Raw genomic sequence first — 19,006 nt, 5'->3', positions numbered from 1 at the left:
GCCTCGCCAGGCTGCCATCGTCGCCCTCAACCAGGCGCGGCAAACTCCTTGAGGAACCCGATTGCATGCCAGAGTTATACGAATCACACAGCCACACGCCGTTGTGCAAACACGCTCAAGGCCTACCAATCGAATACGCTTCGCAAGCCCATCAACTTGGTCTGGCCGGCATTACGATCACTTGCCACAACCCCATGCCCGACGGTTTCTCAGCAGCGGTGCGGATGGACCCGGAGCAATGGGACGAATACCAACAGATCGTGCGGGATGCGGCCGAACACTGGCAAGGCAGAGTCGATGTGCGGTTGGGATTGGAGGCCGATTATTTCCCCGGTTACGAAAAATGGCTGGAAGAGCAGATCGACTCGGCTCCGCTGAGCTACGTGCTGGGGTCGGTGCATCCGCAGATTGCCGAGTACCGCATCCGCTTTGGCAACCCCGACCCGGTCGTCGATCAATCCACCTACTTTTCCATGTTGGCTGACGCTGCCGAGACCGGTTTGTTCGATTGTTTGTCGCACCCCGACTTGATCAAGAATGTGACCAGCACCGCGTGGGAGCCGGATCGTCTGACTGACGTCATCGCTGCGGCGCTCGACCGGATTGCTCAGACCGGGATCGCCATGGAATTGAATACCAGCGGTCGCTTGAAACGGATTCCAGAAATGAATCCTTTTCCCGGGATGCTCAGCATGATGTTGGAGCGTCAAATCCCGGTGGTCCTCGGTGCCGACGCCCACGTGCCCAAGCGAGTCGGCGAAGGCTATCCCGAGGCGCTCGCGCTGTTGGCTGAAATTGGCTACGAAGAAGTTACTTATTTTGTCGAACGCCAGCCCCGCAAGGTACCGATTGCCGCGGCCCTCAACATCGTTGCCGCGGAGGTGCCCAGCGACCGCTGAGCCCAGCCCCGCCTCGGAATTGTGATCAGTTTCGTTACACTGTATTTCCAGCCAGTTGTTAGGGTGAACCGACGGCGCCAGCCGCGGGCCAAATCGACGACTTGCCGGTAATCCTTATTCCTCAAGTTAAAAGCAGGCGTCATGAATTTTTTGCAACAACAAGACCCGGAAATTTGGGACGCAATCTCGGCTGAGGCTGTGCGACAACAAGATGGCTTGGAAATGATCGCCAGCGAAAATTACACCAGCCCCGCGGTGATGCAAGCGGTGGGCAGCATCCTCACCAATAAGTACGCCGAAGGCTATCCCGGCCGACGTTACTATGGCGGTTGCGAGCATGTCGATCGCGTGGAAACTTTGGCGATCGACCGCGCCCTGAAACTGTTCGGTGCCGAAGCAGCCAACGTCCAACCGCACTCGGGTTCGCAAGCCAACACGGCGGTCTACCTCTCCTGCTTGGAAGTCGGCGACACGGTGCTCGGTCTCGACTTGGCCCAAGGGGGACACCTGACACACGGCATGAAGTTAAACATCAGCGGCCGGCTGTACAATTTCATTAACTACGGCGTCGATCCCCAACACCACCGACTCGACTTTGATCAAGTCGCCAAGCTGGCGAAGGAGCATCGTCCCAAGTTAATCGTGGCCGGAGCCATCGCTTACCCACGTGAAATTCCTCACGAGCGATTTGCGGAAATCGCCAACGACGTGGGGGCCAAGCTGTTGGTCGACATGGCACACTATGCCGGGCTGGTCGCGGCGGGAATTCACAACAGCCCCGTTCCGCACGCCGATTACGTGACCACCACCACCCACAAAACGCTGCGTGGACCACGAGCCGGTCTCATTCTCTGCCGGCAAGAACATCTCAAACTGGTCAACCGCAACGTCTTTCCCGGTACCCAGGGTGGTCCCCTAATGCACGCCGTCGCCGGTAAAGCGGTCTGCTTTGCCGAAGCCAATACCGACAGCTTCAAGCAATACGGACGCGACGTCGTGGCCAACGCCCAGGCCCTAGCTGAAACGTTGATGTCCAATGGCCTCAGGTTGATCAGCGGAGGCACTGACAATCACCTCATGCTGGTCGATGTCAACGCCATCGGCATCGGCGGGAAGACAGCCGAAGCCGCTTTGGATCAATGCGGAATCACGGTCAACATGAACATGATTCCCTTTGATGAACGCAAACCGATGGACCCCTCCGGAATTCGCATCGGTACCCCGGCGCTGACCACTCGCGGGATGGGTGTCGCCGAGATGCGAACCATCGGTGGATGGATCTACCAAGCCCTCACGCACGCCGATCAACCAGCCGCTCTCGCCGAGATCCGTGAACAAGTCAAAACGATGTGCCAAAGTTTTCCTGTTCCCGCGCAGCAAGCTGCGATCGCCGAAGTTTAAATTCTCGGCAATCGCTCACTTCTGCTAATCAATCACGCGTCATCGTTAATGACGCGTCATGCTCAGCGGCTCAGCGACGTGGTCCACCTTGCATCATGCGGCGCATCGCGTCGCGGAACGATTCGGGGGTCAAGTCGCGCTGGTTAAAGTTGCGGTCACGGTCATTTCTGCGATCACGATCATCAAGGCTGCGGCCTCGATTTCCCCGCCCTGGCAATCCGTTATGAAACGAGTTGTGATCGAACTGGCCGGGACGCACGCCGCCACGGTCAAATGGATCGCGAGCAAACGGGTTGGTGGAATGGACCCCGAATTGAATCCCGCGAGTCGGACTGACCGTGATGCTGGTGACGCCACGCCCCCGGTTGCTGAAGCCGGGATTGCCAAAGCCGTGACCGCCAAAACTGGGGGCCACGCCCAACAGCGGGTGTTGCCCGACGTGCGGTGCCACCACGGGCACCGAAACTTGACGACGATGACGGATCAACGGGCAAACGGTTTCACAGCCCTCGATGGCGCAAACCAACTCGGTAAAGCTGGCCGCGACGGGACCCCAATACCTCAGCAACTGGGGGTCGGAGCGACCGTAGGGATCGACCAGCAATTCTTCCAGACGCGTGTGCAACAAGTAAACTTCGTCGTAGGCCACCGCCACCGAACGTGGATCGCGACTCCGCAATGAGCACTCCAGATCCCCAGCCGCCCGTACCAGGCGACTCGCGATTCGCTCGCTGTAATCGCTGCCGCGGCGGCAGCGATCCAACTGGCGTTCAAAGTCGCGGACGGCGTGCTCGTAGTCTGCCACCACGTGACGCAGTTCGTGAATGTGGCCCGCGCTGGCAGGCGAAGTGAACACAAAGCAGCAAGCGACAGCGGCTGCGACGGTCAGGACAATTTTCAGTTTAGGCATCGTCTGGGTCTCCATCCAATAGAAAGATGATCAAGAACCTGGCGGAGAATCGCTCGGCCGATTGTGGCTCGGGATGCCACTGCCGCGGATTTCAGTTCGGTTCACAGCCACTCATGTGGCTCATGTTTCTAAATGAAGTTGCAGCTACCGTGCCCAAGCTCGGCGACGTGGAAAGCGGAAGATTCTAAGTCGTTTCTCAATAATGACTTAAGGAAAACTCGCCAGCCCGAACTGACGTGCCAGTGTGTAGTCAAAAAGATGCGATTGTAATCAGTCTGACTACAGATCGAATTGATGGCGCGCTTTGTTTTTCGGTGTTAGTTTTCGGTTTTGGCGGACGCTTTGAGGCTGCCGGTGGTCAGCAATTCGGCGAGCCAATCGCTGAGCGAGAATCGCAGCTTTTCCTGCTTCTTTTCCAGCTGCCGATTCAGCTTGTCGGCCAACTTGCGAGATTGCGATTTGATCACTTTGTCGAGCACCAAGTCTTCAGCCGCCTTGCCCAGTTCTTCCGCGATGTCGCTGCCCAAATGCCCCACCTCGTCAACTTCGAAGTCTTCCAGCGAGAGGGTGGCGGTGAGCACTTCGGGAGCCAGTTGGATAGCCGGCGGGACTTCGACCGGCTGCACTTGAAAACCAATTACCGCTTCAACGTCGACCGCCATCCGGCAACGCGCCAGCACGTGCAAGCTGTAGAGTCGCACGTCCAGATTCCAGCGAGCTTGGCGAGCCGTCACGTCGAAGGTGGAACTCGCTCGCAGTCGTAGATGCAAGCGGCCATCGGGTTGCCAGTAAACATCGGAAAGAGTCAGCTCGAGCGTTTGATCGGGGTTAACCAATTGGGCATGGTACCGTCGCCACAGACCGTGGTTGACCTCTTTCCAACGTCGTTTCGTTTTCAGCTTCAGTCCGTCGCGTTGAATTCGCACTCCTGCGTATACTTCCTTGGTCTTATTCCAGTCCTTATCTTCGACGTAGGTTTCTGGAATCTGTTCGCGAAGCAGGTTGGTGATAAAGTTGAGCAAGCCGCGGGAGGTGGCTTCGGGCATAAACTTCTCAGGTGGCCCCCCTTCGGTTGCGCCAATTAGAGGCTCGGTCTGCAACGGTGGGGCCAACAGCTGGGGGCCTTGCAGCAGCGGTCCCGCTGACAAGGATGGCGCGGCGGGCTGATCTGGGGGACGCACGGCATCTGGCGAATCGGTTTGCGCGCAGCAAGGCGTGCCGCTCGTGACGATGAGCGTTAGAAACCAAGCGATTGGGCCAGGCAAGCCACTCGGCTGGCGGCAAATTTTCATCATGTCTTTCCCAGAAAGAGCCCAGTAGACATTACGTGAAATCAGTCGTCTCCTACAATATCACTTGATACGACCTTCGATTACTTCCATTCTCTTTCAACTTGGCGCACCAACCCGATGCAGGAAATCGACTTAGCGGAATTCGAGTGGAAGCTTCGCGTTCGGCCACTTCAGCTGGCTGATTTTCCCGCGGTCGTCGCACTGCAGAAATTGTCGTTCCCCGACATGCAGCCTTGGAGTCGGGAGCAGTTTGAGAGTCAGCTCGAGCAGTTTCCGGAAGGGCAGATTGGCATCGAGTGTGACGGTCGGTTGGTCGCCAGCAGCAGCAGTCTGATTCTGAGTTATGACGAACAGACCGAATGGCACAACTATAAAAAGCTGTCGGATTCGGGCTACATTCGCAATCACGTGCCGGATGGCGATACATTATATGGCATTGAAATCATGGTCGATCCCGAGTACCGCGGGATGCGGCTGTCGCGGCGACTTTATGATGAACGCAAGGAGCTATGTCGGCATAAAAATCTAGCACGCATCATGATCGGCGGCCGAATTCCTGGTTTCCATCAGCATGCCGACGAAATGACAGCCCGCGAGTACATCGAACGCGTGATGGATAAGTCGTTGTACGATCCGGTGCTCACCGCCCAGTTGGCCAATGGTTTTGCGCTGCAAGGCTTGATCCCCAATTACTTGCCTTCCGATCATGCTTCGCGTGGTTACGCCACCTTTTTGGAGTGGAAAAACTTAGATTATCAGAGTGGGTTGCGGAAACGTTATCAGCGCAATTTCGAGCCGGTTCGCATCGGCGCGGTGCAGTACCAAATGCGTCCGGTGGCCGATTTTGACGAGTTCGCCCGGCAAGCCGAATACTTTGTCGATGTGGCGGGCGACTATAAGTGTGATTTTCTTTTGTTCCCTGAGCTTTTCACCACCCAGCTGCTATCCTGCATCCCGCCGGAGCGGCCTGGTCAGGCGGCTCGCAAACTGGCGACCTTTACACCTCGCTATTTGGAATTCTTTACCGAAGTTGCGGTCAAGTACGATACTAACATTATTGGCGGTTCCTAATTTGTCGTCGAAGACGATACTTTGCTGAACGTGAGTTTTCTATTTGGCCGCGACGGCTCGATCCATCGACAATCGAAGCTGCACATCACGCCCTCGGAGCGTCGCTGGTGGGGCGTCTCGGGTGGCGACCGGTTTGATGTTTTTGATACTGACTGTGGCAAAGTATCGCTGCAAATTTGCTATGACGTGGAGTTCCCCGAGCTGGGACGCATGGCGGCGGCAATGGGTGCGAACATTATCTTCGTTCCCTTTAACACCGACAGCCGGGCTGGATACCTGCGAGTTCGCAGCTGTGCCGCGGCGCGGTGTATTGAAAACCACATGTTCGCCGCGATTGCTGGTTGCACAGGCAATTTGCCGTTCGTGGAAAACGCCGACGTGCACTATGCTCAGACAGCAATCCTAACGCCATCGGATGTGATGTTTGCTCGCGACGGGATCAGCGGCGAAGCGAATCCAAACATTGAAACGGTCATTATTCAAGATGTCGATTTGGAGTTGTTACGTCGCCATCGCTCGACCGGCAGCGTACAAAACTGGCGTGATCGTCGCACTGATTTCTATCGGCTCAACTACCGTATTGACGGCGACTGGCGCCAGGCGTAGGCATTTGTAGAACTGTGATCCCCAGCTGTTTGCATTGTAGAACCGCTGTCCCCAGCTGTTTGCATTGTAGAACCGCTGTCCCCAGCTGTTTGCATTGTAGAACCGCTGTCCCCAGCTGTTTGCTGCCCGGCAAGCGATTGGGGACAATCGCTTTACATTGTTAGCGGCGAAAGAATTCCGAATTGGCTCGGGCCAACTCGTTACCGCGTTCGTCGGTCGTCAAGTGTCGGTAGTAGACTTCCAGGCAGAGGCAAGCCATCGAAGTGGTATAAACCTTACCTCCATAACCGCCCCAGGTGGTTGCGGAGGACCAACTGCCATCGGGTTGCTGCAACGCTAACAACCGTCGCTTCATCGCTTGGTTCCACTGCGCCCATGCTTGGTCTTGCAATTGATGTAGCGCCAGCGAGGCATAATACCAATAATAGAAATTATCTTCTCCCGTGCCGGGAAGCTCTTGCAACAGATAGGCTTGGGCTTCGGCGACTTCGGCGGGCGGCACTTGTTCCCCCAGCAACAAACGGATCGCCAGCGCCTCGGCGGTCATCGTCCGCGAAGGTGCTTCGCCAGGTTTATAACTGGCCAATCCGCCGGTGTTGCCCGTCCGTACGGATCGTAGGAATCGTTTTGTGCGGGTCAGCGATTCTTCGGGAACACCGACACCCGCAGCGCGACCGCTGGCCAGCGCCATGGCTTGCCAGCCCAATTGGCTGAGGTCACCAGGATCGCCAGGGACGTAGCGCCAGCCGCCGGTCGTGCGGTGTTGGATGCGTAGCGTATAACCAACCGCGCTGGCGGCACTCTCTTTGGCAACCGCGTCTCCGGTCATGGCGGCCGTTTCGCACATTGCCAGCGCCGCCATGCCGTGGCTGTAAGTGCGAGCGTAGGGATCGGCGTTGCCAATCAAGGAGCCGTCGGGACGTTGCACGCTCAGAAGATACTGCAGCCCCGAGCGGACTGATTGGGCATGCCCACCTTCTTGATGCGTGTTGCCAGCTCCCAGCAGCGCGAGCAACGCCAGGCCGCTGATCCCGGTCGTGGCGCGAGCTCCGGCACCTTCGCGACCTTGCCCCAGCACGCGGCGCTCGATGCCCGCACCGCTGGCTTGCGGATCCCAAGCACCATCTTCGCGTTGAAAGTTGCTGAGCCAAGCGATGCCAGCTTGCACGGCCGCCTCGGTTTCGGCATCGCCCCCGTTTTGAATCAATGCTTGACGTTGAGCGGCTCCCCGTCGGTTGGCAAACTCGGCCGCTTCCTCGCCAACAACGCGTCCCGCAAGGGCTTGGGTTTGAGCAGGAGTTTGAGTCTGCGGGGGATAGTTTGCCGTATCGACCGGGACCGGTTGGTTGTCAGGCGAAGCGGCGTTCGCGACGCTGTCGATCACCGCGGGGCGATCAACAGCGGCTACCGGTGGCGTTTCGATTGGCGGGGTCATGTTGGCTTCGTCTGTGGTCGCCGCGACTGGCTGAGGCGTTGGCTCCGCGGCGGGGAGCGGGGCGGGAGCTTCCGCCAACATATCGGTTAACCACTGATCAACCGCGGAGCTGACCGATTCATCGACAACCAGCTCGTTAGGAGCAAGCGAGGTAGGCATCTCCAAGGAGGGGATGGAAGCCGCGGCGGGTTGCGATTGTTGCGGTGGCGGCGTTGCCGCCGTCGGTTCAGTCGGCAGATTGCTGGGCAGCGGTGGAACGACTAACTGGCCCGCGTCGACATCGGCCGTTGAGGCTTGATCGAGCAGTTCAGGATCAGAAAAAGTCGAGATATTCACCCGCGCGACAGTGCCGGCCGAATTCTCTGCCGATGGTACCGCTGGACCGCCACCATCGCGTACGGCGAACGGCAGCAGCACGATCAACAGCACATGCAGGGCGACTGAAATCACTCCGCAAATCACCGCGCCCCGGTTCACTTTTCCGCGGCGGCGACGCGCCAGCAGCCAAGCTCCGGCCAGCATCAGGACGGCCAGCACGGCAACGGCCCACAGCAGACGCGGATCGTGCCAGGAGATGGTGGGCCACTGCCACCAACCCGCTAGCCCAGCGAGGTTCTGGGTATCAAACACGCGTGTTTACCAACTATCCTCAGCGAAGCGCTCTGACGGCGACGTCCAACTGCTGGACGCCCGCGCGACTGCAGACACTCAATACTCTCGCGTAGGTATCGAGTGTCCCTTCACCATCTCCCCTGACAACCACACCCAAGTCCGGAAACGCCGCCTGTCCACGTTCTAGCTCGCTGGCCAGCTGGTCAATGCTTAGCGGGTTGCCATCCAAGAAAATTTGGCCCTCACGATTGACTTCGACGATCCATTTATCGGGCCCGCGGACCATCGCTTGAGGGCGATCGACGCCAGGTACATTGACGGGGATGCGACCTTCCTGTTGGCGAAACTTGGCACCCACCATAAAAAAGATGACCAACAAAAACACCACATCAATCATCGGTGTGAGATTGATCGTCGCTTCTTCGCTGCGGGGTTGTCGAAGTACCATGACGTTAGGCCGCCCGTTTAGCGCGACGATTGGTTCCCCGAGCAGTTGGCCCGGTATTCAGCCCTTCAGCGCTGATCGAGTCGACGACTCTTTGGCATAAGGCATCAATTTCCACCAAGTAGCGATCGGCCCGCGCGGAAAAATAGACATAAGCCAAGTAAGCTGGAATGGCCACGCTCAAGCCGGCGGCGGTCGTGATCAACGCTTGGCTGATGCCGGAGGCTAACATGTCGGGAGGCGAGTCGGAATTGCTGGAACTGAGCGCCTCGAAGGCTTCAATCATGCCGATCACAGTTCCTAATAAACCCAGCAACGGTGCCACGTTGCTGACCGCGCTAAACAATCGCAAGTATTTGCGTAAACCTTCCGCCACGCGCTCGCCGGCGTCCATGACGGCTTGTTCGATTTCCACAGTCGGCCGGCCCCAGCGTTTCACTGTGGCGTGAAAGACTTCCGCGACGGGGCAGTCGAATTCATCACAAATTTCTAACGCTTCCTCGTGACTCAATTGGCCATCTTGCACGCACTCGGTAAAGCGACGCACGAAAGGCCGGGGGATCACACGCCCACGGCGCAGCGCCACCATCCGTTCGACTGCCAACGCAATCACCATCAATGAGCAGAGTGCCAGAGGGATCATCAACGGGCCGCCCGCCATCAACCGGTTGAATAAGCTCATAAAGATGTTGCCGCCCGTGTTGGCTTCACCGTTATTCTCACCGCCATCAGCAGCGGCAGTGATTATGTTCCCAGACGCTGCGGTATTGACCGCCGGGATTCCTCCCGAGCCGGGGATCAATTGGTTGCCAGCGGCGTTTCCCGCGGGCGGGTATTGCCCGGGATTGCCAGCCGTAGTTGGTAGCGTCGAGGGCGGATAACGTTCGGTTGACGGACCGCTCGCGCGCTGGCCACCTGGTAGTTGAAAGTTGTTACCCGCCGGGCCTTGCGCGATCGCAGGCAGCGGTGCGAGCAAACCTAGTATGGCGATCCACAACGGGCAGAGCCGCGCAGAGGTCGATTTAAAGAGAGCAGGTGAAGGAGCAATCATCCGTGACTTGTCCAACGATCAGCGTAATTTGGGTTGTTCACCGAGTGCTGCCAGGCGATGGCTGGCGTTGGCAGCGAAAGGGGTGCCGGCAAACCGTGTTAGCAGTCCCGTATAGCAAATGGTGGCTTCCCGCGTCCGCCCCAGTTGTTCGAATCCGCGGCCCGCTTGCAGCAACGCGGCCGCCGTCCAGTGGCCGCTGTCATCCAAGCTTTCCACCACCCGATAAGCATCTACCGCGGCGGCATAATCACGTTGCAGAAAATGTGTCTCACCAATCAACCATTGAGCCCGCGCCTTGAGTTGACGATCGACCTCCGGTTGCTGCAGAAACTGAGTTAGTAATTCACGGGCTGGTTCCAGTTGGGCGTCCCGAATCAACCACTGAGCACGCAACAGCTGCACTAATTGTTCATCTTCACGGGCGCTAACGACCTGCCCCGCCCGCTCAATGGCGGTGGCGGCCTGGGCCTTCGGATCCAGGGTTAAAGACAATTCAGCGAAACGCAGTAGGGTGTCAAATTCACCCGCCGAGCGTTTATCGATCAAATAAGTAAACAATCGTTGGGCCTCCACCAATTGATTGCTCTGCATTTTGGCTTCGGCAAACAAGCGAATGCTGGTTGGGCTGAGGTTGGCCAGTTGTTGATCGCTGCTCAATAAATTGTCCGCCCCAGCCAACAAATCCCATTTCCCCAGCCCAGCGGCCCAGCGACACACTTGTTCAATCGCCGGCTCTGGACGGGTGTCGGAATGCCGCAGCGTATCGTCGACCAGTCTGGCGGCTTGCTCCGTTTGCTCGACGCGAGTTAGTTGGTCGAGCAGTTGACCGAGCAGCGAACTGGTGGCCGGTTCCGCTTGAAAACGAGCGCTGGCCAGTTCCCATAGTGTTTCATTTTGATGTGTCGCGGCAGAGAGCATGGCGGTGGCCAGCAATTGCGGGCTCAGCGGCGTCGCGTCCTCGGAAATTAGACGCTGCAAGAGGGGCAACATCTCCGCCACCAGCGGTTCCTGGGGACTCAGCTCGGTCAACTCACCCAACGCGCGGGCCGCCGCTTGACTGTTCGGATGCGCGGCCACCAAATTGCGAAAGCAGGTAATCGCCGCGGCATTTTGATTGTTTCGCCGCAAGCACCCGCCGAGGGCCAACTTCGCTCGTGGTAATTGCGGACTATCGGGAAACCGCTCGATAAAAGTTTCCAGGCGAGCGGCGGCGGTCTCCAGCGATTCGGCTCCCTTGGCAGCCGCCCAGGCAACGCCCAGCGTGGCGGTTTCCTCCCCAGCGACCGGCTCGCTGGCTGGTGGAGCTTGCTGTAGCACCCACTGAAAGGCTTGACTGGCGATCTGGGGTTCGTCGCCGCTCAGTGCTGCTAAACCGATCGTGTTTGCCAGTGATGTCCAGTGCTTGAGATTGTTTGTCACTGCTGTCCGGCGAAGCTCGGATTCTGCATCCGAGTCCGCAGCTACGTCGCTGGCCGGCTGGCCCGAGGTGTCTTGCTGGCCTGTCGCTTGTTGAAAGCTGAGCCAACAATCGGCAATCTGTCCATCGACTAGCAAAGCGCGGATTAGCAAGCTGCGAGCGGCAGCTTCTTCGCCCGGAGTGACCGCCGAAGCGAGAATTTGTTTGCAAACTTCAGTGGCGGCGGCTGCTTTACCCGCTTCCAGCTGACTTTCGGCCAACGCCAGCTGCAGCGGGGCTAGCCGTCTTCCGAGCAGCGGCAGCTCGATGGCTGCGTGAAAAAACTCTGCCGCCTCTTCGTGACGACCCAACTGTCGCAAGGCTTGGCCGGCGCCGATCATCGCCCGCCCCAAATTTGCCGCTTGCTGTCGCCCGTCACCGGCGGTTGCCGAGTTGGGTTGGCCAGTGGAGTTGGGTAGCTGGGGAGTGTCGGCGGCCGTTGGTTGGAGCGTTAGGCGAGCGACTTCGGCGGCCAATATTTCCGCCGCGACCGCATGATTTCCGCGAGCCAATTCGGCCAGGCCGGTTTCCAGTTGACCTTCCGCCGGTGGTGTTCCTTGGGCGATGTCGGCCAACGGCAGCAAAAGGCAGCCAGCAACGAGCCAGCCTGTCAGCTGGCAGCGGCGGATGGCGGTGGAGAACGGTTCGCTCGACATTTTATGAGGCATACGAAAAAATCGAGCTGCAGAGCAACCCCGAATTTGCCGCTTGCCTTTGACAGTTCAGACTTGATCACTAGAATGGAGTTGTTGAATTTATTTCAGCCCCGACCGCGCCGGTTCCAGTGATGTGTTCTGCCAGAAAGCTCGGCAGACTCGATCACTCGCTTTCGCCGCTCGACGGAGGGGGGCGGGTAAGCTGCTTCGAAATAGCTTGCCCACTTGTTACCCATCTGTTTGCAGCCCTTCTGTACGCGAGAGCCCTGATATGCAAATGTTCAGTTCACCGGAAGCACTCTTTGCAATTGGAATGCCCGGTCTCCCCGAGATGATGATTATCTTGTTTGTCGTCTTGCTGCTTTTTGGCGGGGCCAAACTACCGAGCCTGATGCGAAATTTAGGCCGCAGTGCGAATGAGTTTAAACGCGGTATGGATGACTCCGTGGACGTCGAAGAAGATGAACCGATGCAACGTCACAAGGGTTCCAGCGTTTAAGGGTCCCCGAGTAACTCAGCATCAGTGAGGGTTTCATGTTTGGACTCAGTCCAGTCGAAGCGATGATCGTAGGGGTCGTGGCAATTTTGCTGTTTGGCAGCAAATTGCCCGATGTGGCCCGTTCGCTCGGAGGCAGCTATCGCGAGTTTCGCAAAGGGTTGACCGATTTTCAGGATCAAATGCGGCAAGTTGATATGAACGCGCCCGCTGCCAAGCCAAAGCGTGTCGAAGCCGACGAAGAAGAGCAATTCGCCGTCCCTTCCGCGCCTAAGTTTGTTCCTCCAGGCCAACAGCAACCAGACAGCTAGCTGTTCAGCCGCAGCGCGGTAGAGACCGTCCCGCTTAGCATTTTCATAACCCGACGCGTGAGCGAGGGATTCAGACTGCTTGCGACTTGATCGCCGCAACTCCCTCGCTCACGCGTCGGGTTATGATAACGCTTGCTTCGCAATCTAATGAAAGTTCCTATTCTTAAGCGGGACGCTCTCGCCAGCGTGCGGTTCCGCGGAACCGTACGCTGCCGTCAACGGCTGATTTCGAGCCGCTTGGCTGTTAGCGATTAGCCTGCTCGCGGTTCAGCTTTTTGACCGGTCTGCTAAAGCGTGCAAGCGGCCGAGATTCAGCACATCTAGGTCCTCGCCCGAATCGGGGTCGGTCCCTTTGGGCGTTTCCAGGTAACCAGGTATTTTGCGAAACATGCTGTCGTTAAGTACCAGCCGGAAGCCGGCATCACCAATTTCACCTTGCCCGATGTGTTCGTGCCGATCGACTCGTGAGCCACAGCCTTTCTTGCTGTCGTTCAAGTGCAAAGCGCGGATGCAATCGGCGGGTAATTCTTGCTTCAGCTCGCGCTTCATCGCGCGAAAACCGGTTGGCGTGTTCAGTTCGTACCCGGCCGCAAAAGCGTGACAGGTATCAAGGCAAATCCCCAGATGCTGGGGTGACTTGATGGCCTCGAGCAGCCAGCCCAGTTGGCCGAAAGCGTGTCCCAGGCAACTGCCTTGTCCCGCAGTATTTTCTAACAGCAGTCGACATTGATTGGGTGAAACGCGTTCGATCGCCGCTTGCACCGCGTCGCGAATTCTGGCCAATCCATCCTCGGCGGTGCTGGTGGTGAAAGCACCTGGATGGACAACTAGCCCCTCGAGGCCGAGCAGTTCGGCCCGTTGCCATTCCACAACCAGCGCGTCGAGCGATTTGTCCCACAGCGCCGCGTCGGGTGAAGCTAAATTGATGAGATAGGAGGCATGCGCGATCGGGTGCGCGATCTCAAGTTGCTTGAGCGTCGTTTGCCAGCGAGCGGTTTGCTCGTCAGTTAACGGCTTGCAAGCCCATTGATTGTTGTTTTTGGTGAAAATCTGCACGCAAGAGCAGTCTGCTTTGTGCGCCAACTCGATCGCCTTTTCGAGGCCACCGGCGACTGACATGTGGGCGCCAAAGCAGGGTGCGGCAACCTGGGGTGCCGCGCGACGTTTTGCTGGCATCGAATCAAGCCGTTTGTTGGATAACTTCGTGCAGGTGAACAAACGACTTGCCCAATCGTCCACCGTAATTGCCCGCACTGATTCTGAGCAACCCTTCGGTGCCGGCGGCGGCGTGGATCGCTTGCCCTGTGGCGGTAGCGATGCTGGCTAGGTCTCGACCATTCATGATGATCTCCATCACCGATTTGACACCGACGGGTAGTTTGCCGGCATCACCCAGCTTTCGCTGCAGCGTGGGGCAAAACTCAGCGTACGTGGAGGCGATCATGAAGGCGTAGCTGCTGCCCGCTTTGGAGCCGCTGGCAGCCACCCCACCGGGAAACGTGGTGATCACACCGGGGCAGGCATCCACGGCGAGTGCCGCGCGCTCGGCTGCTTCTAACGCCGAATCTTCCGAGTCGCCGAAAAACCACAGGTTGCCCCCCATCACTCCGTCCTGGTAACCGAAGCGTCGGGAGAGAAAAAATTCGCCGCCGAGGATGGGAATCACCCAGCCCTTTTCGCCGTAGCGGACTTCGCGAAATTGGTGGCGATCACCAAACAGCGCGATCTTCCGCCCCAGTTTGAAATAGGCTTCGGTATCGAGTTGATTGAAACAACGGGCGGTGGGGCAGGTCAACACGTTCTGGCTGATCCTGGCCATCATGACTTTCTCCAAGTGCTGGAGACGATCTTTGCGAAAGCGGGGAACGTGAAATTGCACGATCGCGCCGGGGCGACCATCAGGGGTGGCGCCTTGAGAGGCCGCCTCAACCGAAATCCGCTCGGCAACGCCCGCTTCGCAATCGCAGAGGATGGTGCTGGAGGCGTGCCCCGTGGCAGCGGCTAGGCAGTGATCGAGCCACTTGTCATCACGAGCCGTGATCAGCACTTCGCCATAGATGCTGCGAAAGCCTTCCGCGTAGGTATCGTCAACCAGTTGCTTTAAGTCGGTCATGACAGTGACTATGCCTCCGAGCCGCGGCCCAAGCCTTGGTAAACGGTAGACTCGGTAACAACTAAGTCCATGAAAATGTCGTGTGACTGCATCGGTATCTCGGGAAAGATCTGGCAATCAAACGCGAGCGCGACGAGCGGTGTTGTGAGCCGCGCGTGTTGCAGCAATTTGTCGTAGTAGCCTTTGCCGTGACCGGTTCGTCCGCCGCGACGATCGAAAGCCACGCCGGGGACCAAAATGAGATCGAGTTGTTCGACGGGGATGCGTTTCTCGCTGACTTCCCGCAACTCCTCGCGGGGTTCCAGGATCCGATAGGCACCTTCGGACAGTTCGTCCATGGACTCCAGGTGGAACAATTCCAATTCGCCACCGACGCAGAAGGGGATGATGATCCGTTGCTCGGATTCGAGCGCACCGGGCAGTGCCTGCCGTGTGCGCGCTTCGTCGCGAACGTCGATGTAGTACATCACCGTTTTGGCGGCGGTGTATTGCGGCAAGGCCTGCACGCGATCGGTAATCTGCTTGCTGACCACATCTTTGTCGGCTTGGGCGCGACGTGCGGCGTGTGCGGCTTTACGGATTTCGTCTTTTTGAGCGGCCAAATCGGCTGAGGACATCACACTTCACATTGTACGAGGGAGGGGGAAAGCTACCGCCAGCGTATGATTGTGACGATAACGGCCTGATAGGAAATGGTACAGGAGGGTCCAGCTTTGTTGTTTTCCTGTTGTTGGGCAATTAAAATATGGAGGATTGAATCCGAAAATCCTCCATTTTTCGCAGGCGTCCCGTGTTTTCGATCAGCTTTTTACCCTGGGTTGTGTTGTTGCTCGGCGTCATTATCTCGATACCGGTAGTCGCGATGGTGGAGTCGAGTCGCCGCAAAAAGGCCATGCCTCCGCCCGCAGGTGAGGCTGATGAGAACGGCGAGAACGGCGAGAACGGTGAGGAAGAGGGCGAGATGCGGGAACCGATGGCTGAAGATGGCGGGCTGGGGGACCCTGGTTTCGGAGATGATCCGTTTGCCCAGCCGGTCGCCGATGACGACCCATTTAAGTAGGGCTTGCCACCCATCGTTAAACAGTCAGCCGCAGGCGTACTTGTAATGGGATCACGTTCGCGTACGCCTGCGGCTGACGGTTAAACGATTTATTGAACGGTATTGCGTTAAACAGTCAGCCGCAGGCGTACCTTCCTCACTGTGTGGGGCGACGACTTGTGGCAGCCGGACTCAATTCACCAGTAAACCGTAGCGCCCCCGGTGGCCCGATAGAACTGTACATAGGCCAGCCAAGTTGCCGCGTTGGCGGTGGCCGCTTGGGCTTCGATGCTCAATCTTTGGCGTTGGGCATCGAGTACATTTTGGAAGTTGCCGAGTCCCTCTCGATACTCCAGCAGGGCCATGTCGGTGATGGCGCGGGCGTCGGCGACGGCTTCCGACAGCAACCGCATGCGCTCGGCTTGCAATTCGATGCCAGCTAACGCGTTGTTGACTTCTTCGTTGGCGCGGACCAAGACTTCGAGGTATTCGGCTTTTGCATTTCGGTAGCGAGCCTCGGCCAATCGCAAGTCGGCTCGTCGTCGGCCAAAGTCGAGCAGTTCCCACTGGACTAATGGCCCCACCCCGTAAGCCACGCTGTCGTCACCCCACAACGCGTCCGCTTCACGTGACTCGACAGAAACGTTCGCCTGCAGACGGACTTTTGGCAGGTACTCTTTTTTGCTAATCCCAATCCTGGCCGCGGCGGCTTGCAAACGACTCTGCGTCGCTCGGATGTCGGGTCTGGAAGCGGTCAGGTTGCCAAGTTGCGGAGATCGCACAGGAGGAATTGATAACGTTCGCGAAATCTCGGTGAGTTCAAAATCGCCCCGAGTGTTCGTTTGACCGCGGAGCGCGTTCAAGCGGTTAATGGTTTGTTGCCGTTGGAGTTGCAATTGGGGCATTTCGGCGATGGTCAACCGGTATTGTGAGGAAGCCAGTTTCTCATCCAGTTCCCCCGCGCTGCCACTCTGGCGACGAATGTTCGCGATATCCCTGGCCTCTTGCATGACGTCGGCGTTGGCTTGGGCAATTTGAATTTGAGCATTTGTCAGACACAGTTCCACAAAGGCCCGCACGACTTCCGCGGTTAAACTGACGTTAATGTCTTGAATATCAAAACCAGCGGCTTGCAGCTCCGCTCGCGCGGCGGATTGCCGTTGGGCTAATTGCCCCCAGAGATCAAGCTCCCAGCTGCTTTGCAGTCCATTGGAGTAAAAATCGAAACCGGTCGTCGAAGAAGATTGCTGGACGAAGGCGTTGCCGTTTTGGCTGAATTGACGACGATCAAACTGCATTGTGGAACCAACCCGCGGAAGCATTTCGGCTTTCGAGCGCATTAGCAGCGATTGGTTCTCGGCGAATCGCGCGGCAGCTTGAGCCGCATTCGGATTGGCCGCCAAGGTTTCGGCAATCAAGCTGGTTAGCTGTGGATCGGCGAGCGATTCCCACCAGCTCACCGGATCATTGTCGACGAGGCGGAGTTCTGACGTCACCGTGGCTTTTGGCACCGGCAGACTGCTCGACGGCGGCGAGCTCCGCGAGCTGGAAAGTTGGTTCCGTTGGCTTCCATGTGAGACCTCATCCCTGGCGGAGTGCGGGGTAGATTCTGATCGTGGCTCTGCCCGCGGAGGTTCGAGGGAGGCTTGGCTAATCGGTTCCGGCACTGCGTCGGGTGACACTGCGTGGGGCGGCACTGCGGAGTCCAGCGGCAATTCAATGACGTTAAACTTTGGGCTGGGATGGCGATCCGATGCGCAGCCAACCGCCAGCATGAAAAGAAAGGGTCCGGCTGCTAGCCAAGAGGGGATCGGACTACAATTTCGACCCCTCTTCATGATGGCTTATTCCTAGAAGTCTAACATTGGTTGTTGTGGTTCCGCGCTAGAACCCTACGCATCCCTTGGGTTCGGCAAATGCACGAATTCGTATTTAGGGATTAGCCGCCGAGTTCAGGATCAATCGCTGGGCGTGCGAGTGTGTAGCGATTTCTCCGATTAAACCTAGCGACCATGATCATTACTCAAGACGCTGCCGGTTGGCGAAGTCTCAGACCCTCTGGGCGACGGGAATAATTAGGACAACTGCGTTTTCCCGCGGTATGCGAATGACCGCTTCAGATAACCAAATGGTGCTGCCAAGCGTCCCCTTTGTCATATCAATACAACCCCCGGGCGAGTTTGGCGACTTATGTTTTAGGGCCCTTCCGTTTCTGTGCACTACTGCGGAAGCTCCAACCTACCACGAGCTGGCACACGTTTATAACATGCTGCGCTTCCTGCTTTTATCGTTCTTCCTAATCTTGACAAGCTTGCAACCGAGCTTCGTCGCGGCAGCGGACAGCGTGCGCGGCGAGTTGCCCGGTTTGGTCACCCCCAAAGCATCCGTCGTTATTCGTGCGACGACCACCGAGCGCGTCAAGCAGGTTTTGGTCGAGGATGGAGTTTGGGTCGAAGCAGGGCAAGCATTGGTGCAATTTGAGGATGATCTCGCCAAAGCTGCTCTGCAAGTTTTGACTACTGAGATGAACCAGCGTGGGCAGTTGGCGTTTGCCACAGCGGACGTTGAGCATACCGAGCAAGTATTGAATCGTTTGCTCGCCGTCGATCAACACCATCGGTTACCCCAAAACGATATCGACGCGGCTCGTAACGCCCTGCGAAAAGCACAAGCCGCGCTACAGAGTGCCGAGGAAGAATTGGCACACGTAAAAGAGCGCGTCGAGCTGGAGAGGATCAAGCTTTCCCGGTTGACCATTTCCTCGCCAATTGCTGGGATCGTCAGCCGCGTGCGGGTCAAAAGTGGCGCACAGCCGGAGGCGACTACCGAGCTGATGCGAATTGTCAATTTAGATCGCTTGACGGTCGAGTTGCAGATTCCCCTGTCAAAATACGATCGTCTTAAGCTGGGAAAGTCATATCCACTGCGTGGCCAAACACCCGTTGAACGCGACGTCACCGCCACGCTCACCAGTATTGATCCGGTGCTCGACGCAGGGTCAATGACCGTACGTTGCGTGTTCGAAATAGATAACAGCAATGGCGAGTTGCCTGCTGGTTTCCTTGTTCTGCCGCCGAGCGAATTATCGCCGGCCTCTCACTCTCGGACAGTCGCGGTCTCTAAGCTGTCCTCGCCCTAGGAAGCTGCAGTTACCACGGTCTGTCGTGACAGTGCATTTTAAGATTGCAAAAAGCCCCACTGTTAGGCAGCCTC

16 protein-coding genes and 1 pseudogene are annotated in these 19,006 nt (G+C 57.6%); 7 read left to right on the top strand and 10 right to left on the bottom strand.

What is annotated here, in order from left to right:
* Positions 1–65 precede the first annotated feature (65 nt).
* Together SH139x_RS22585 and SH139x_RS22580 are read left to right on the top strand one after the other, a co-directional pair.
* Complete coding sequence (locus tag SH139x_RS22585; protein WP_488352029.1) at positions 66–899, top strand: histidinol-phosphatase; 834 nt, start codon at positions 66–68, stop codon at positions 897–899.
* 141 nt (positions 900–1,040) lie between these two features.
* Positions 1,041–2,300: a serine hydroxymethyltransferase gene (locus SH139x_RS22580; RefSeq protein WP_488352028.1), complete on the top strand. Its 1,260-nt coding sequence runs from the start codon at positions 1,041–1,043 to the stop codon at positions 2,298–2,300.
* Positions 2,301–2,370: 70 nt separating this feature from the next.
* Here the strand turns inward: SH139x_RS22580 and SH139x_RS22575 are convergent, their stop codons facing one another.
* Both SH139x_RS22575 and SH139x_RS22570 read right to left on the bottom strand, forming a co-directional pair.
* Positions 2,371–3,210, bottom strand: coding sequence for a hypothetical protein (locus SH139x_RS22575; protein ID WP_488352027.1), 840 nt, complete (start codon positions 3,208–3,210; stop codon positions 2,371–2,373).
* A 317-nt stretch (positions 3,211–3,527) separates the two neighbouring features.
* A complete protein-coding gene (locus SH139x_RS22570) occupies positions 3,528–4,505 on the bottom strand; it encodes a hypothetical protein (protein ID WP_488352026.1) in 978 nt (325 codons plus the stop codon).
* Between the two features lie 114 nt (positions 4,506–4,619).
* Here SH139x_RS22570 and SH139x_RS22565 point away from each other — a divergent pair.
* Positions 4,620–6,179, top strand: a pseudogene (locus SH139x_RS22565) (GNAT family N-acetyltransferase).
* 160 nt (positions 6,180–6,339) lie between these two features.
* Here SH139x_RS22565 and SH139x_RS22560 read toward each other — a convergent pair.
* From SH139x_RS22560 to SH139x_RS22545, 4 genes are read right to left on the bottom strand one after another with little or no spacing between them, the layout of a single operon-like run.
* On the bottom strand, positions 6,340–8,244 hold the full coding sequence (locus SH139x_RS22560; RefSeq protein ID WP_488352025.1) for a prenyltransferase/squalene oxidase repeat-containing protein: 1,905 nt from the start codon (positions 8,242–8,244) through the stop codon (positions 6,340–6,342).
* A 19-nt stretch (positions 8,245–8,263) separates the two neighbouring features.
* Positions 8,264–8,674 (bottom strand): ExbD/TolR family protein, encoded by a 411-nt coding sequence (locus SH139x_RS22555; RefSeq protein ID WP_488352024.1) that lies wholly within the window; start codon positions 8,672–8,674, stop codon positions 8,264–8,266.
* 4 nt (positions 8,675–8,678) lie between these two features.
* The gene (locus SH139x_RS22550; protein WP_488352023.1) at positions 8,679–9,722 is read right to left on the bottom strand and encodes a MotA/TolQ/ExbB proton channel family protein; all 1,044 of its coding nucleotides are present in this window, start codon (positions 9,720–9,722) and stop codon (positions 8,679–8,681) included.
* A gap of 18 nt (positions 9,723–9,740) precedes the next feature.
* The gene (locus SH139x_RS22545; protein WP_488352022.1) at positions 9,741–11,834 is read right to left on the bottom strand and encodes a tetratricopeptide repeat protein; all 2,094 of its coding nucleotides are present in this window, start codon (positions 11,832–11,834) and stop codon (positions 9,741–9,743) included.
* Positions 11,835–12,147: 313 nt separating this feature from the next.
* Here SH139x_RS22545 and SH139x_RS22540 point away from each other — a divergent pair, with 313 nt between their 5' ends.
* On the top strand, positions 12,148–12,333 hold the full coding sequence (locus SH139x_RS22540) for a twin-arginine translocase TatA/TatE family subunit (RefSeq protein WP_488352021.1): 186 nt from the start codon (positions 12,148–12,150) through the stop codon (positions 12,331–12,333).
* A 35-nt stretch (positions 12,334–12,368) separates the two neighbouring features.
* Positions 12,369–12,641 carry a Sec-independent protein translocase subunit TatA/TatB gene (locus SH139x_RS22535; protein ID WP_488352020.1) on the top strand — a complete coding sequence of 91 codons (273 nt, stop codon included), beginning with the start codon at positions 12,369–12,371 and terminating at the stop codon, positions 12,639–12,641.
* A gap of 267 nt (positions 12,642–12,908) precedes the next feature.
* Here the strand turns inward: SH139x_RS22535 and SH139x_RS22530 are convergent, their stop codons facing one another.
* The 3 genes from SH139x_RS22530 to SH139x_RS22520 are packed head-to-tail and all read right to left on the bottom strand — an operon-like array spanning position 12,909 to position 15,371.
* Positions 12,909–13,817 carry a deoxyribonuclease IV gene (locus SH139x_RS22530; protein WP_488352019.1) on the bottom strand — a complete coding sequence of 303 codons (909 nt, stop codon included), beginning with the start codon at positions 13,815–13,817 and terminating at the stop codon, positions 12,909–12,911.
* Positions 13,818–13,821: 4 nt separating this feature from the next.
* Positions 13,822–14,754, bottom strand: coding sequence for a formylmethanofuran--tetrahydromethanopterin N-formyltransferase (locus SH139x_RS22525; RefSeq protein WP_488352018.1), 933 nt, complete (start codon positions 14,752–14,754; stop codon positions 13,822–13,824).
* Positions 14,755–14,762: 8 nt separating this feature from the next.
* Positions 14,763–15,371, bottom strand: a complete 609-nt coding sequence (locus tag SH139x_RS22520) for a 5-formyltetrahydrofolate cyclo-ligase (protein WP_488352017.1) — start codon at positions 15,369–15,371, stop codon at positions 14,763–14,765.
* A 173-nt stretch (positions 15,372–15,544) separates the two neighbouring features.
* Between SH139x_RS22520 and SH139x_RS22515 the strand changes: the two genes are divergently transcribed.
* Entirely contained in the window at positions 15,545–15,814 is a 270-nt protein-coding gene (locus tag SH139x_RS22515) for a hypothetical protein (RefSeq protein ID WP_488352016.1), read from the top strand.
* A 176-nt stretch (positions 15,815–15,990) separates the two neighbouring features.
* On the opposite strand, the gene SH139x_RS22510 is transcribed toward SH139x_RS22515, so the two are convergent.
* Positions 15,991–17,304, bottom strand: coding sequence for an efflux transporter outer membrane subunit (locus SH139x_RS22510; protein WP_488352015.1), 1,314 nt, complete (start codon positions 17,302–17,304; stop codon positions 15,991–15,993).
* 755 nt (positions 17,305–18,059) lie between these two features.
* On the opposite strand from SH139x_RS22510, the gene SH139x_RS22505 reads away from it, so the two are divergent.
* The gene (locus SH139x_RS22505; protein WP_488352014.1) at positions 18,060–18,932 is read left to right on the top strand and encodes an efflux RND transporter periplasmic adaptor subunit; all 873 of its coding nucleotides are present in this window, start codon (positions 18,060–18,062) and stop codon (positions 18,930–18,932) included.
* Positions 18,933–19,006: the final 74 nt, after the last annotated feature.

The organism is Kothea flammea (genome assembly GCF_052161645.1).
GTDB lineage: Bacteria > Planctomycetota > Planctomycetia > Pirellulales > Pirellulaceae > Laterigemmans.
This window is presented reverse-complemented; position numbering and strand designations above follow the sequence as displayed.

Bases quoted from the DNA above. Each gene is read 5' to 3' on its own strand.
- SH139x_RS22535 (WP_488352020.1), top strand. From the start codon at position 12,369: ATGTTTGGACTCAGTCCAGTCGAAGCGATGATCGTAGGGGTCGTGGCA.
- SH139x_RS22540 (WP_488352021.1), top strand. From the start codon at position 12,148: ATGCCCGGTCTCCCCGAGATGATGATTATCTTGTTTGTCGTCTTGCTG.
- SH139x_RS22505 (WP_488352014.1), top strand. From the start codon at position 18,060: ATGCTGCGCTTCCTGCTTTTATCGTTCTTCCTAATCTTGACAAGCTTG.
- SH139x_RS22530 (WP_488352019.1), bottom strand. From the start codon at position 13,817: ATGCCAGCAAAACGTCGCGCGGCACCCCAGGTTGCCGCACCCTGCTTT.
- SH139x_RS22550 (WP_488352023.1), bottom strand. From the start codon at position 9,722: ATGATTGCTCCTTCACCTGCTCTCTTTAAATCGACCTCTGCGCGGCTC.
- SH139x_RS22585 (WP_488352029.1), top strand. From the start codon at position 66: ATGCCAGAGTTATACGAATCACACAGCCACACGCCGTTGTGCAAACAC.
- SH139x_RS22580 (WP_488352028.1), top strand. From the start codon at position 1,041: ATGAATTTTTTGCAACAACAAGACCCGGAAATTTGGGACGCAATCTCG.
- SH139x_RS22570 (WP_488352026.1), bottom strand. From the start codon at position 4,505: ATGATGAAAATTTGCCGCCAGCCGAGTGGCTTGCCTGGCCCAATCGCT.
- SH139x_RS22555 (WP_488352024.1), bottom strand. From the start codon at position 8,674: ATGGTACTTCGACAACCCCGCAGCGAAGAAGCGACGATCAATCTCACA.
- SH139x_RS22545 (WP_488352022.1), bottom strand. From the start codon at position 11,834: ATGTCGAGCGAACCGTTCTCCACCGCCATCCGCCGCTGCCAGCTGACA.
- SH139x_RS22575 (WP_488352027.1), bottom strand. From the start codon at position 3,210: ATGCCTAAACTGAAAATTGTCCTGACCGTCGCAGCCGCTGTCGCTTGC.
- SH139x_RS22520 (WP_488352017.1), bottom strand. From the start codon at position 15,371: ATGTCCTCAGCCGATTTGGCCGCTCAAAAAGACGAAATCCGTAAAGCC.
- SH139x_RS22525 (WP_488352018.1), bottom strand. From the start codon at position 14,754: ATGACCGACTTAAAGCAACTGGTTGACGATACCTACGCGGAAGGCTTT.